The organism is Shewanella sp. 10N.286.45.A1 (assembly GCF_041470405.1).
Classification (GTDB): Bacteria; Pseudomonadota; Gammaproteobacteria; order Enterobacterales; family Shewanellaceae; genus Shewanella.
The window spans coordinates 1-13,284 of record NZ_JBFRMK010000361.1; the positions used below are offsets into that span (position 1 = coordinate 1).

Annotated in this window: 12 protein-coding genes; 4 read left to right on the forward strand and 8 right to left on the reverse strand. The window is 43.2% G+C overall.

The genetic code is table 11. The features are described from left to right. Positions 1–50 precede the first annotated feature (50 nt). Entirely contained in the window at positions 51–1,082 is a 1,032-nt protein-coding gene (locus tag AB4238_RS21130; RefSeq protein ID WP_371995454.1) for a Leu/Phe/Val dehydrogenase, read from the reverse strand. Between the two features lie 268 nt (positions 1,083–1,350). Between AB4238_RS21130 and AB4238_RS21135 the strand changes: the two genes are divergently transcribed. Continuing rightward, a complete protein-coding gene (locus tag AB4238_RS21135) occupies positions 1,351–1,788 on the forward strand; it encodes a DUF4826 family protein (protein WP_248975128.1) in 438 nt (145 codons plus the stop codon). Between the two features lie 95 nt (positions 1,789–1,883). Here AB4238_RS21135 and AB4238_RS21140 read toward each other — a convergent pair whose 3' ends face one another. From AB4238_RS21140 to AB4238_RS21165, 6 genes are all read right to left on the reverse strand, one after another. Further along, the gene (locus tag AB4238_RS21140; protein WP_372035462.1) at positions 1,884–3,011 is read right to left on the reverse strand and encodes a JmjC domain-containing protein; all 1,128 of its coding nucleotides are present in this window, start codon (positions 3,009–3,011) and stop codon (positions 1,884–1,886) included. Between the two features lie 101 nt (positions 3,012–3,112). Then, a complete protein-coding gene (purB, locus tag AB4238_RS21145) occupies positions 3,113–4,483 on the reverse strand; it encodes an adenylosuccinate lyase (protein WP_372035464.1) in 1,371 nt (456 codons plus the stop codon). 29 nt (positions 4,484–4,512) lie between these two features. Beyond that, entirely contained in the window at positions 4,513–5,130 is a 618-nt protein-coding gene (gene hflD, locus AB4238_RS21150; protein WP_372035465.1) for a high frequency lysogenization protein HflD, read from the reverse strand. A 3-nt stretch (positions 5,131–5,133) separates the two neighbouring features. Beyond that, positions 5,134–6,249, reverse strand: coding sequence for a tRNA 2-thiouridine(34) synthase MnmA (gene mnmA, locus AB4238_RS21155; protein WP_372035466.1), 1,116 nt, complete (start codon positions 6,247–6,249; stop codon positions 5,134–5,136). Positions 6,250–6,441: 192 nt separating this feature from the next. Then, positions 6,442–6,894, reverse strand: coding sequence for an NUDIX hydrolase (locus AB4238_RS21160; protein WP_372035468.1), 453 nt, complete (start codon positions 6,892–6,894; stop codon positions 6,442–6,444). Beyond that, positions 6,887–7,567: a pseudouridine synthase gene (locus AB4238_RS21165; RefSeq protein ID WP_372035470.1), complete on the reverse strand. Its 681-nt coding sequence runs from the start codon at positions 7,565–7,567 to the stop codon at positions 6,887–6,889. The genes AB4238_RS21160 and AB4238_RS21165 overlap by 8 nt, the downstream gene beginning before the upstream one ends. Positions 7,568–7,866: 299 nt before the next feature. On the opposite strand from AB4238_RS21165, the gene AB4238_RS21170 reads away from it, so the two are divergent. Beyond that, positions 7,867–10,092 (forward strand): NADP-dependent isocitrate dehydrogenase, encoded by a 2,226-nt coding sequence (locus tag AB4238_RS21170; protein ID WP_372035471.1) that lies wholly within the window; start codon positions 7,867–7,869, stop codon positions 10,090–10,092. 97 nt (positions 10,093–10,189) lie between these two features. Here AB4238_RS21170 and cspD read toward each other — a convergent pair whose 3' ends face one another. Next, positions 10,190–10,396 carry a cold shock domain-containing protein CspD gene (gene cspD, locus AB4238_RS21175; protein ID WP_012155761.1) on the reverse strand — a complete coding sequence of 69 codons (207 nt, stop codon included), beginning with the start codon at positions 10,394–10,396 and terminating at the stop codon, positions 10,190–10,192. Between the two features lie 239 nt (positions 10,397–10,635). On the opposite strand from cspD, the gene clpS reads away from it, so the two are divergent. Continuing rightward, the gene (gene clpS / locus AB4238_RS21180) at positions 10,636–10,944 is read left to right on the forward strand and encodes an ATP-dependent Clp protease adapter ClpS (RefSeq protein ID WP_020912009.1); all 309 of its coding nucleotides are present in this window, start codon (positions 10,636–10,638) and stop codon (positions 10,942–10,944) included. 36 nt (positions 10,945–10,980) lie between these two features. Further along, positions 10,981–13,239 (forward strand): ATP-dependent Clp protease ATP-binding subunit ClpA, encoded by a 2,259-nt coding sequence (gene clpA, locus AB4238_RS21185; RefSeq protein WP_372035473.1) that lies wholly within the window; start codon positions 10,981–10,983, stop codon positions 13,237–13,239. Positions 13,240–13,284 lie beyond the last annotated feature (45 nt).

Below are 13,284 nucleotides of genomic sequence, written 5' to 3' on the forward strand. Positions count from 1 at the left end.
CACTAAATGATCGGCATTAAAGCAACTGCTTGGCTTTTTTAACTCAAACATTATTTAGCAGCGTTAATGATCTCGCGTGCCATTTCATCAGCAACATCACCAGTAGTACGGTTTTGTTCATCTGACTGCTTAAAGATTGTGAGTAGTGTGTTGTAGATCTCTTCAACTTTAGCTGTAGCCGCTGCAGGATCGTAGTCTTTTTCGAAAGAGACATTAATAATGCCGCCAGCATTTATCACATAATCTGGAGCGTACAGAATGTTTTGCTCTTTCAACAATTCACCATGGCGAACCTCTGCAAGTTGGTTATTGGCACAACCAGCAACAATCGTCGCTTTAAGCATAGGGATGGTGATGTCATTGATCGTTGCACCCAATGCACATGGCGCATAAACGTCGACATCTTGATGATAAATATCTTGTGGGGCAACCACTATTGCACCAAATTCAGAAGCAACTCTATCTAACGACTCTTGGTGGATATCGGTAACAATTAATTCAGCACCTTCTTCATGCAGATGGCGACATAAGTAGTAACCGACATGACCGACGCCTTGCACAGAGATCTTAAGCCCTTTAAGGCTATCTAGGCCACGCTGATGCTTTACTGCAGCTTTAATGCCTAAATATGTGCCAAGAGCAGTATAAGGCGATGGGTCGCCACTCTTGCCCTCTAGACCAGCCATATAAGGAGTTTCTTGGTGAGCAATCATAATATCGGCAGTTGACACGCCAACATCTTCAGCTGAATAGTACTTGCCACCTAAGGTATCAATACAGCGGCCGAACGCTCTAAAGAGTGCTTCGCGGTCTGTTATTTTTGGATCGGCAATGATAACGGACTTACCGCCACCCATAGTCAGCCCCGCCAATGCGTTTTTGTAGGTCATGCCACGAGAAAGACGAAGGACGTCGGTTATTGCTTCATCATCTGATTCATAATTCCACATACGACAGCCGCCTACAGCTGGGCCTAAGTTTGTGTTATGAATTGCAATAATGGCTTTAAGGCCGCTTTCTTTGTCCTGACAAAAAACAACTTGTTCATGGTCGTCAAAAGAGATGTGATTGAATACTGCCACTTGTTGATCTCCGCTATAAGCATCGAAAATGCCGCTACTGCTAGATTACAGTGCGATCTGTTTGTTATATTTATTGCAGAACGATAGCATTTAGCGATACTCTCAACAAAGTAAAGATTCGGATTATTTGTGATCCATGTGGCAATTCTGCTTTCCACTTTACGTTAACGTAAAGTTTTAAGCGTTATTTAAGCGAGTTAGGCGTGTAAAATTATTAGAGAGTTGCATTGCTATGGACTCAAAAGAACAATAAGAAAGGATGAAAGAGATGGCTGAACAAGAAGTCGATCAAGCTCAAGACCAAGAAGCATTAAGACAAGAGTGGATCAGAACGCAATTTCAAAAAGCGAACAAGTTTCTTGCTGAAAAAGGCATTATGCCAAATAAGGTGTATGCGGATGAAAGTCGCTATTTAGCGCCATTTGTTGCCATTTGGAAAATGGATTCTAAAAAACCAGCTAAGCAAACATTTTGGGTAATGTCAGGCGACTTACCTGCTGATTATGTTGATGTTAATGTCGCGGCAACCGCTCGTGATGCTATCCGTCATTTTTCTATGATGTGGCAAATGAAAGCCGAAAATATTCAGCGTTCAGGTCTGACTAAAGATCCTGCACAAGCTCAGTTTGCTGAGCTACTTATCTCGCGCGCTGAAGGTTTATACAAAATGCAGGCTGATGATAAAATCTGGGGACCTGCTGCGTAAGTTAATTGTCTAAACTGTTTTTCAAACGCCAGAATAAGTCATTTATTCTGGCGTTTTTGTTTAAAGTCCTAAAGCTCAGTCTTCAAATTGATAGCTTAGCCTAAGTAAAAATAACCGCGATTGAGTAGCGTTAAAATCAAGGTTAAGGTGTCTTCGTTTTGCGTTAACTTTTGGGTCTGCTGCGAGTCAAAGCTAAACTGGTTAGCTAACAAAGCGATATCTGTAGCAATGTTTGCAGAATGTTCAAAGGCTTCACCGTTAATAAATATTCTGTCAACGCTATCATTTTCTAACTGCAACATTTTCAAACCGCCAATGCGATTTAGCTCTGCACCTTGTTCAATGTCTTCTATTAGCATATCTGCTGTATAGGACTCATCAGGCTCGCATAAATCCAGTTCAAAACGGTTTTGACTTAGCATGCTGCCTAACATTGCTTGATAACTGTCAGGTGAACTGGCGAGCTCAGTGATAAGCGCCATCATATCTTGCTGGTGGCTAACGCTTACCTGGTTAGCTATCGCGGGCTCAGAGGTTGAAGTAAAGCGTTTTAAGCCAGTATTGCTATCAATAAGCCCGTCAGCGAGTGCACTGAATAACTCTTGCTGACTCGGGGCGCGAAAACCAATGGAGTAGCTCATTGCCGTGGTTAACGTCTGGCCTTGATGAGGGTAGCCTGGCGGAATGTATAACATGTCGCCTTTTTCCAATACCACATCAATAATAGGCTCAAAGCCTTCAATCAGAGGTGTGGTTGGGTCGTTATTTTTAGCAGCGTATTGGCCTTTTTCTCCAACTGTCCAATGCCGCTGGCCTTCGCCCTGAATAATAAACACATCATAGTTATCAATATGCGCGCCAACGCCACCTTCTGGGGTTGCAAAAGAAGCCATTAAGTCATCGAAACGCCAGTCAGGAATGAAACGAAAAGCATCAATAAACTGCGCTGAATCTGGATGCCAATGGTTGAGTGCTTGTACTAATAATTGCCAGTGGCTGTTGCCAAATTTATCATAATCTTCAAAAGGCCCTTGGTAGATCTGCCAGTCATTGCCCTTAGTGATTACTACTCGAGAAGAGACTTCCTCTTCACACGCTAAACCCGCAAGTTCATCTGGGCTGATGATCTCTTCAAAGTTAGGGAATGCATTTTTGATAAGTAACGGCTTTTTCTGCCAATAGTTGGTAAGAAAAGCATTGGTGTCTAAGTTAAGACTGTACATGTTTGGCAGCACTCATAAAAAGGATAAAAATAAAGGCGATAAGCCTAAGCTTACCGCCTTATTTACAACATTAGTAGTTTAACAACTAATGGTTTTTTTGTTTACTTAAGCTCATCAACAAAAGTTTCAGCACGGCCAATATAGTTGGCTGGTGTCATCTTCTTAAGTTCAACTTTTACATCATCTGGTAACTCTAGACCGTCAATAAAGACGGCTAGTTGCTCACCATCGATACGCTTACCGCGCGTGAGCTCTTTAAGTTTCTCGTATGGCTTTTCGATGCCATAACGACGCATAACGGTTTGTACCGGTTCAGCCAGTACTTCCCAGTTGCCGTCCAACTCTTTACGCAGTTGCTCTTCATTCACTTGTAGCTTACTGATCCCTTTTAATGTCGCTTGGTAAGCGATAAGAGAGTGAGCCATACCAACACCTAAGTTACGTAGAACGGTAGAGTCAGTTAAGTCACGCTGCCAGCGAGATACTGGAAGCTTAGCGGCTAAGTGCTGCATCAGCGCGTTAGCAATACCTAAGTTACCTTCTGAGTTTTCAAAATCAATTGGGTTAACTTTATGTGGCATGGTTGAAGAACCAATTTCACCAGCAATAGTGCGCTGTTTAAAGTGACCTAATGCGATATAACCCCAAATGTCACGATCGAAATCGATAAGAATGGTGTTGAAACGTGCTAACGCGTCGAATAGCTCTGCGATGTAATCGTGTGGCTCAATTTGGGTCGTGTACGGATTCCAATTGATCCCAAGGCTAGTGACGAAGCGTTGTGAAAGGGCATGCCAGTCAACTTCTGGGTAAGCACTAAGGTGAGCATTGTAGTTACCTACAGCACCATTAATTTTACCCATTATTTCAACTTTAGAGACTTGCGTCAGTTGACGCTCTAAACGTACTGCAACGTTCGCCATCTCTTTACCTAAAGTAGATGGAGAGGCTGGCTGACCGTGGGTGCGCGACATTAATGGTACGGTTTTGTACTCTTTTGCTAATGCTTTAACCGCATCAACAATTTTTTGGCAATATGGCACAACCACTTGATCACGTGCTTCAGTTAGCATCAACGCGTGAGAAAGGTTGTTAATATCTTCTGAAGTACAAGCAAAGTGAACAAATTCATCGATTGCAACAAGCTCGGCGTTATCTGCTATACGTTCTTTAATGAAGTATTCAACCGCTTTAACATCGTGGTTGGTTGTCGCTTCAATATCTTTAACGCGCTGGGCATCAGCTTCGCTAAAGTTATCTTTAATTTGATCAAGTAAAGCTAGCGCAGCTTCACTAAAAGGTGGAACTTCTTCAATTTCTGGGCAGCTAGATAGCAGCTTTAGCCAGTTAATTTCGACTTGAACACGGTATTTGGTCAGGCCGTACTCGCTGAAAATCCCTCTTAATGAGGCGGTTTTACTACCATAACGACCGTCTACCGGAGAGATAGCAGTTAGTGCGGAAAGTTCCATTAGAAGCTCCTTGATGAACTTGTCTTATATTATAGGGTGAGGCTTTTCATAGCTGTGTCGACTATTGTTTTTCTTGCGAAGACAAGGTGCCTACGCTTGCCTCCTAATTGGCGCCATAACACTGCACTGCGCATGGCAGACAGTAAAAGTGCGCGAATCTTTTGTTGGGTTTGAGTGCGTTTAAGAAACTCAGGGTTACCCGAAATTTGTAATTTGGGGCCAAGTTCACTGACGATGTCACTGTATATACCAGCAAAGTTAGCAATAACTTGCTCGTCAGTGATTTCGAAATGGCTAAGTTGGCGGTGGATCTGATTGATCCGTTCTGACAACATCCCCATGGCATTAGACGAGCGAGCGAGCTTTCGCTCCAACGCTAAAATGCCCACTAAGTAACGGGTCACTTCAACATCTTTTTCCTTTCCGTCACCCAATTGGGTAACGATCATTTGATAGCCTTTTTTCAGCGCGTCTTTATCGGCATAGACTTCAGATGTTGATTCTGGGTTGGTCACCAACACTGAGTTTAAGCTTGCCGCGAGGGCATCTTTATCTGAATCGCCGTGTCTGGCTATGTGCTGTACTTGGGCTACAGCTTGCAAAATGCCAGCAAAAGCCATTGTGCGTTCAAGCAACTGATCGCTCATGAATTAGTCTCTTATTAATACGTCGATGATCCCGCCACCAAGACAAATTTCGCCATCGTAAAAAACAGCTGATTGCCCAGGGGTTACTGCGGCGACAGGCTCGTCAAATATTACGCGGATCTGATCGTCGCTGTCATAGGTTACAGTGCAGGGAACATCATGCTGACGGTAACGAGTCTTAAGGGTGATTTTTGCGCCATCAGCGGGGCCTTTTCTATCAACCCAGTGCAGTTGATTGGCCAGTAAACCATTTGACATGAGGCGAGGGTGGTTACCACCTTGACCCACGACTAACACATTACGAACCAGATCTTTTTCAACCACATACCATGGATCTTCACTGCTATTCTTCAGGCCGCCAATGCCTAAGCCTTTGCGCTGACCTAAAGTGTGATACATCAAACCTTGATGTTGACCAATCACTTCACCTTCGCTGGTTTCTATGTTTCCAGGCTGAGCGGGTAAGAAAGTTGATAGGAAATCAGTAAATTTACGTTCGCCAATAAAGCAGATGCCAGTGCTGTCTTTTTTATCGTGGGTGATGAGTCCCATCTCTTTAGCAATATCACGGACTTCACTTTTTTCTAATTCCCCAACAGGGAAGAGTGAGCGTGCAACTTGCTCGTGACTAAGCGTGTATAAGAAGTAGCTTTGATCTTTATTGCCATCAACACCACGCAGCATTTGGCTGGTGCCATCAATATCGCGACGGCGCACGTAGTGACCCATTGCGATGTAATCGGCGTCTAAAATTTCATCTGCAAATTCAAGAAAAGCTTTAAACTTAATCTCTTTGTTGCACATGATATCGGGATTTGGCGTTCGGCCCGCTTTATATTCTGCAAGGAAATACTCAAATACATTGTCCCAGTACTCTGAGGCAAAGTTGACCGTATGCAGTTTAATACCAAGCTTATCGCAGACAGCTTGAGCATCTTTTAGATCATCTGCCGCCGCACAATATTCATCCGTGTCATCCTCTTCCCAGTTCTTCATGAACAGGCCTTCTACTTGGTATCCCTGTTTCATTAACAAGTAAGCAGATACAGATGAGTCAACACCACCGGACATGCCGACGATGACTTTTTTACCTAGATGAGTGGGGTCGATTGATGTCATAAATCCTAATAAAACCTTTGTGTTTGACGAGCGTTGCAGCCATATATCAGTTAAATATATGGGTTAAAAACCGAATTACAAGGGAGCTTAAAAACCACCTCTTTCTGCGGGTGCGTATTCTATCACGCATTGGGGGACTGATACCAATCAGTATCAGAAGTTGATCAACTTAGCGTGCTTTTAGCAAACGAATTAAAGCCATTGATTATTGAGTATTTCGAGCGGATAGCGCTTGTTGTTTTGATAATCCTCAATAGATTTGAGTACCAGCGGACTTCGCAGCTGAGGTTTGAGGGCTGTTATCTCAGAAAATGTCAGCCACTTTGTGCAGTTAATTACGGGATCTATCGGCTTGGATTCAAGGCAATCATCTAATGTAGCGCAAAAGGTGTAGCGCACAAAGGCCAGCTTCTCAGTCGCAGTAAACTGATAGATTGACACCAATGCTTGTGGCTTTATCTCAAGTCCTGTTTCCTCTTTCACTTCGCGAATGCATGCATCAATAATCGACTCATTGGCTTCAAGATGGCCTGCTGGCTGGTTATATTCAATTTTGCCTTCAATCAACTCTTCGACCAGCAAGTATTTGCCATTAGCTTCAATCACACAGGCGACAGTGGTGTTGGGTTTATAACGTTCAACCATGCTTACCACTCATATCTAGTTGTCGATATTGACCGTTAGGGAGATCGTCTAGATTCCATTGGCCTATTTTATAGCGGATTAATCTTAGGGTTGGAAAACCGATATTGGCGGTCATCCTTCTTACTTGGCGGTTCCTACCTTCACAGATCTCTATGGTGAGCCAAGTTGTTGGAATGTTTGCTCGCTCGCGAATCGGTGGGTTACGTGGCCACACAGAGGGATTGCTCATGATATTAACGCTGGCGGGTAAGGTTAAGCCATCTTTTAACTCAACCCCTTTACGCAGTTTATCGAGATCAGTTTCGCTGGGGGCACCTTCGACCTGTACCCAGTAGGTTTTAAATGTTTTCTTTTTAGGCTCAGTTATTTGTGCTTGTAACTTCCCGTCATTAGTCAGTAGTAATAGACCTTCGCTATCTCGATCTAATCGACCTGCGGCATAAACCTCTTGAATTGGAATATAGTCTTTGAGGGTTTTACGGCCCTGTTCATCAGTGAACTGGCAAAGGACATCGAAAGGCTTGTTAAACAATACAATGACTGGATTGTTAACTTCTCTAGGCTTGCTCGTTGCTTTAGAAGGGCGACGAGGCTTTCTAGCCGCCTTTGCAGAGAAGCCATTAGATTTAGCGGGTTTTCTAGTTGTTCTTTTTCTCGAAAATGGCTGAGTCACACAAATTAACTTTTAAAAATGGGGCTAATTTGTTTATTGTACTGCTCATTGGCCATTAGTGGAATTTGAATCTTGCGTGGAATGTTTTATGATGTCGGCCATAAAAGTGTGATCCGCAACTAAATTTGAGTGTTAATGGGATCTTTATTAACCTCGCAGTGGTAAACAAAATAAAAAGTTATCGCACAGTGTTAGTGACGATAAATAATCGAAAGTGACTGAATTTTTTACCTTTTCATCATAAAAATAGACATAATTATTATAAAAAATCTTAAATTTAAAATAATGTAGGACGAAAAATGAACGATAAATCATCAACGATCATCTATACCGAAACTGACGAAGCTCCAGCACTCGCAACTCTTTCTTTGTTACCGATTATCCAAAAGTTTACCCAAAGTGCAGGTGTTGACGTTGAGACTCGTGACATTTCATTGTCAGGTCGAATCATCTCAATTTTCCCTGAAAATTTAACAGCCGAACAAAAAATCAGTGATGCATTAGCTGAGCTTGGCGAGCTGGCGAAAACGCCAGAAGCTAACATTATTAAGCTGCCAAACATCAGCGCATCAATCCCACAATTAAAAGCATGTATTTTAGAGCTGCAAAATAAAGGGTATGACATTCCGAACTACCCTGATGAGCCTGCAAGCGATGTTGAAAAAGACATTCAAGCACGTTACGACAAAATTAAAGGTAGTGCAGTAAACCCTGTATTACGTGAAGGTAACTCTGATCGCCGCGCACCGGGTTCTGTTAAAAAGTTTGCTCAGAAAAACCCACATTCAATGGGCAAATGGTCTACTGACTCTAAGTCTCATGTTGCTCATATGAGTGAAGGCGATTTTTACGGTAGTGAAAAATCTGTCACGCTCGCTGATGCAGGTAGTGTTTCAATTGTCTTAAGCAAAACAGATGGTTCAGAGCAAGTGCTTCGTAATGCTATAGCATTGCAAGCTGGTGAAGTTATCGATTCTGCAGTAATGAGCAAAGTCGCATTGGTTAGCTTTTATGAGCGTGAAACGTTAAATGCTAAAGAGCAGGATGTATTATTGTCGCTGCACTTGAAAGCCACCATGATGAAAGTCTCTGATCCAATTTTATTCGGCCATGCCGTTAAAGTTTACTACAAAGACGTATTTGCTAAGCACGGTCAACTATTTGAAGAACTCGGTGTTGATGTTAATAATGGTGTCGGTGATGTTTACGCCAAAATCGCTTCATTACCTGCAGAGCAAAAAGCGGCTATTGAAGCTGATATTGCCGCGGTATACGCAAGCAGTGCTGAGCTCGCAATGGTTGACTCAGATAAAGGGATCACCAACTTGCACGTACCAAGTGATGTGATTATTGATGCCTCTATGCCTGCAGCGATCCGTACTTCTGGGCAGATGTGGGGTCCTGATGGCCAGCTAAAAGATATGAAAGCAATGATCCCAGATCGTTGTTATGCTGGTGTTTACCAAGAAACAATTGATTTTTGCATTAAAAATGGTGCATTTGATCCAAGCACCATGGGTAGCGTACCAAACGTAGGCCTTATGGCTCAAAAAGCGGAAGAGTACGGTAGCCACGACAAGACTTTTGAAATTGCCGAAGCCGGTACTGTTAACGTTGTTGATCAAAATGGTGTTGTGCTTATGTCGCACAATGTTGAAGCCGGTGACATCTTCAGAATGTGTCAGGTTAAAGACGCGCCAATTCGTGACTGGGTTAAACTTGCCGTTAACCGTTCACGTTTATCAGCAACTCCCGCTGTGTTCTGGTTAGATGCCGCGCGTGCTCACGATGCTGAAATCATCAAGAAGGTTGAGTTATACCTGCAAGATCACGATACCAATGGTCTTGAGCTTCATATCATGTCGCCAGTTGAAGCAACACGCTTTACCTTAGCGCGTGTTAAAGCTGGCCAAGATACTATTTCTGTAACGGGTAACGTTTTACGTGACTACCTGACCGATCTATTCCCAATTCTAGAGCTGGGCACAAGTGCTAAAATGCTTTCAATTGTGCCATTAATGAATGGTGGTGGGTTGTTTGAAACTGGCGCGGGTGGTAGTGCGCCTAAGCATGTGCAACAGGTTGAAAAAGAAGGTCATCTACGTTGGGATTCACTGGGTGAGTTCTTAGCGCTTGGTGCCTCTTTAGAGCATCTTAGCCAAACAACCAATAATGCCAGAGCACAAGTTTTAGCGGACACGCTTGACTTAGCAATCGGTCAGTTCCTCGATACTAACAAGTCTCCATCACGCCGTGTAGGTGAACTTGATAACCGTGGAAGCCATTTCTACCTTGCAATGTATTGGGCTCAGGCTGTTGCAGCGCAAACACAAGATAGTGAGTTGCAAGCGCAATTCACTGCTTTTGCAGAAGCACTGACGAGTAACGAAGAAACAATCGTTGCCGAGTTAAACGGTGTTCAAGGACCAGCAGTGGACTTAGGCGGTTACTATCGTCTAGACGCGGCAAAGGCATCAGATGCAATGCGCCCAAGTGCAACGCTGAATGCACTAATTAACGGCTAGTTATTATTGGCCTGTTGAATCCAGGCCTTTATTTTAGCCAATAAAAAAGCAGAGTAGATAACTACTCTGCTTTTTTTATTTCTTATCACATACTAATCTAATTAGTGGGTGATATTGCTGACGCGTGCATACCTTTTGGACCTGCTTCTACTTCGAAACTGACGGGTTGACCCGCTTTTAGAGTTCGATAGCCTTCCATTTCGATGGTAGAATAGTGCGCAAAAACGTCTTCACCGCCAGCATCAGGGCAAATAAACCCGAATCCTTTGGCGTTGTTGAACCATTTAACAGTTCCGCTTGCCATACTTCCACTTCCTTCTGTTGTTCACTTCCCAGTAAGATAGTAAAACTTATCAGCGAGGAAAGTCCTTCGCTTACTGAACAGAATGAAAGCAGAAAAGCGTGTTGTCAAGCATATTTTAACAAGCGAGCAACATTTTACGAACAAAGTGGTACAAACTATTTAGTAGGATTTATGTTATTAAATAGATAGAGTTGGATAATCAATTGGAACAAGCCAAGACTAGAGGCTAGTATTGAAGCATGAGCAGAACAGAAAACATTGAACATGTAGAAGAGAGTGTTGAGTCAGAGTTAAAACAGCCTTCTATGTATAAAGTTATTTTAAATAACGATGATTACACTCCGATGGACTTCGTTATTGAGATTTTACAGCTATTTTTTAGAAAGGATGAAGCACAAGCCACTGAAATCATGCTTGCGATTCATCATAAGGGGAAGGGGATTTGCGGTATTTACCCTTTTGGTATAGCAGAAACTAAGGTCGCTCAGGTAAATCAGTTTGCAAGACAAAACGAACATCCGTTATTGTGTTCTTTAGAGGAGGCCTAATTTGGTTGAATCTGTTGTTAATTTTTGGGGGTGCTTATGCTAAATAAAGATCTTGAAGTCACCTTAAATCTGGCTTTTCAGCAAGCCAGAGATGCACGTCATGAATATATGACGGTTGAGCATCTATTGTTGGCATTAATCGATAACCCGGCCGCACAAGAGGCGTTAGTTGCTTGCGGAGCAAACTTAGATAAACTCAGAGGCGAAGTCTCGAGTTTTATTCAACAAACCACGCCTATCATTGCCGATCCTGAAGAAGAGAAAGAGACGCAGCCGACACTTGGTTTTCAACGTGTCTTGCAAAGAGCTGTATTCCATGTTCAATCATCTGGGCGAAATGAAGTTACTGGCGCCAATGTCTTAGTCGCCATTTTTAGCGAGCAAGAGTCTCAAGCCGTTTACCTATTGCGCTCAGGAGAGGTCACTCGCCTTGATGTGGTCAATTTTATTTCACACGGTTTTTCCAAGGATGATATTGACACCGACGCAGAACCAAATCGCATCGAAGATCAAACAGAGACAGAAGAAGAACGCAGTATTTTGTCGCAATTTACCTCTAACCTAAACGAGTTAGCTAAAAAAGGTGAAATTGATCCTCTTATTGGCCGAAGTGAAGAGATAGAACGCTCTATTCAAACTTTGTGCCGCCGTCGTAAGAATAACCCGTTATTGGTAGGTGAAGCTGGCGTCGGTAAAACGGCAATAGCTGAGGGACTTGCCTACCGTATCGTTAAAGAAGAAGTGCCAGAGGTAATGAGTGAGGCAACAGTCTACTCACTTGATCTCGGCGCCTTGCTGGCCGGTACCAAGTATCGTGGTGACTTTGAAAAACGCTTTAAAGGTTTACTCAAAGAGCTCGCTAATGACGAACATGCGATTTTGTTTATTGACGAGATCCATACCATTATCGGCGCGGGCTCAGCCTCTGGTGGCGTCATGGATGCGTCAAACCTACTTAAACCATTATTATCGAGTGGTAATTTGCGCTGTATGGGGTCTACAACCTTCCAAGAATACCAAAGTATTTTTGAGAAAGACCGTGCACTGGCTCGTCGTTTCCAGAAAGTAGATATTAACGAACCTTCTGTGGCTGAGACGACTAAAATTCTCCAAGGGTTAAAATCGACTTATGAGGATTATCATAATGTTCGCTACACCATGGCGGCATTGAGTATTGCGGCGAAACTATCAGATAAGCACATTAACGACAGACATTTGCCTGATAAAGCTATTGACGTAATCGATGAGGCGGGCGCGCGTATGGCGATGTTGCCTGCCAGTAAACGCAAAAAGACCATTGGCCAAAGCGAAATCGAAACTATCATCGCCAAAATGGCTCGTATCCCAGAGAAGTCGGTATCGAGCTCTGACAAGGATATGCTTAAGAATCTAGAACGTAACCTTAAGATGGTAGTATTCGGTCAGGATATGGCGATTGAGGGGCTTAGCTCGGCGATTCGCTTATCTCGAAGTGGTCTTGGTGGCGAAAATAAACCTGTGGGTAGCTTCTTGTTTGCAGGTCCTACGGGGGTCGGTAAAACAGAGGTCACCAGTCAGCTGGCAAAATGCCTCGGCCTGAGTCTAGTGAGATTCGACATGTCTGAGTACATGGAAAGTCATACTGTGTCGCGTCTTATTGGTGCGCCTCCAGGATATGTTGGTTATGACCAAGGCGGCCTATTAACCGATGCTGTCATTAAAAATCCACACTGTGTGGTATTGCTCGATGAGATAGAGAAAGCTCATCCCGATGTTTATAATTTGCTACTACAAGTGATGGATCACGGTACATTAACAGATAATAACGGCCGTAAAGCAGACTTTAGACATGTGACCTTGGTGATGACCACTAATGCTGGTGTGCAGGAGACTATTCGTAAATCGATAGGCTTTAAACAGCAAGATCACACTCAAGATGCGCTGTCGGAAATCAACAAGGTGTTTTCACCTGAGTTCCGTAACCGTTTAGATTCGATTATCTGGTTTAATCACCTTGATATGACTGTTATCGCTAAAGTGGTTGATAAGTTCCTGGTTGAGCTACAAGCACAGTTAGATGATAAGTCTGTAACGCTTGAGGTTAGTGATGAGGCGAGAACGCTTCTGGCTGAAAAGGGTTACGACAAATCGATGGGTGCAAGACCAATGTCACGCGTTGTGACGGATTTAATTAAACGTCCGCTTGCAGATGCAATACTATTTGGTGATCTTGAGAAAGGCGGTATTGCTCGTGTTGGTGTGAAGGGCGATGAGATAGTGATTAAAGCGCAATCACAAGAGAAAGCTATGCATTAATGCTGCGATAAGGGTGAAGTTGATAATGATACCAATCAGTATAAA

What these genes read in the sequence shown, in the direction of transcription:
- AB4238_RS21135 (WP_248975128.1), top strand. Translation starts at nt 1,351, where the DNA reads ATGGCTGAACAAGAAGTCGATCAAGCTCAAGACCAAGAAGCATTAAGA.
- AB4238_RS21140 (WP_372035462.1), bottom strand. Translation starts at nt 3,011, where the DNA reads ATGTACAGTCTTAACTTAGACACCAATGCTTTTCTTACCAACTATTGG.
- purB (WP_372035464.1), bottom strand. Translation starts at nt 4,483, where the DNA reads ATGGAACTTTCCGCACTAACTGCTATCTCTCCGGTAGACGGTCGTTAT.
- hflD (WP_372035465.1), bottom strand. Translation starts at nt 5,130, where the DNA reads ATGAGCGATCAGTTGCTTGAACGCACAATGGCTTTTGCTGGCATTTTG.
- mnmA (WP_372035466.1), bottom strand. Translation starts at nt 6,249, where the DNA reads ATGACATCAATCGACCCCACTCATCTAGGTAAAAAAGTCATCGTCGGC.
- AB4238_RS21160 (WP_372035468.1), bottom strand. Translation starts at nt 6,894, where the DNA reads ATGGTTGAACGTTATAAACCCAACACCACTGTCGCCTGTGTGATTGAA.
- AB4238_RS21170 (WP_372035471.1), top strand. Translation starts at nt 7,867, where the DNA reads ATGAACGATAAATCATCAACGATCATCTATACCGAAACTGACGAAGCT.
- cspD (WP_012155761.1), bottom strand. Translation starts at nt 10,396, where the DNA reads ATGGCAAGCGGAACTGTTAAATGGTTCAACAACGCCAAAGGATTCGGG.
- clpS (WP_020912009.1), top strand. Translation starts at nt 10,636, where the DNA reads ATGAGCAGAACAGAAAACATTGAACATGTAGAAGAGAGTGTTGAGTCA.
- clpA (WP_372035473.1), top strand. Translation starts at nt 10,981, where the DNA reads ATGCTAAATAAAGATCTTGAAGTCACCTTAAATCTGGCTTTTCAGCAA.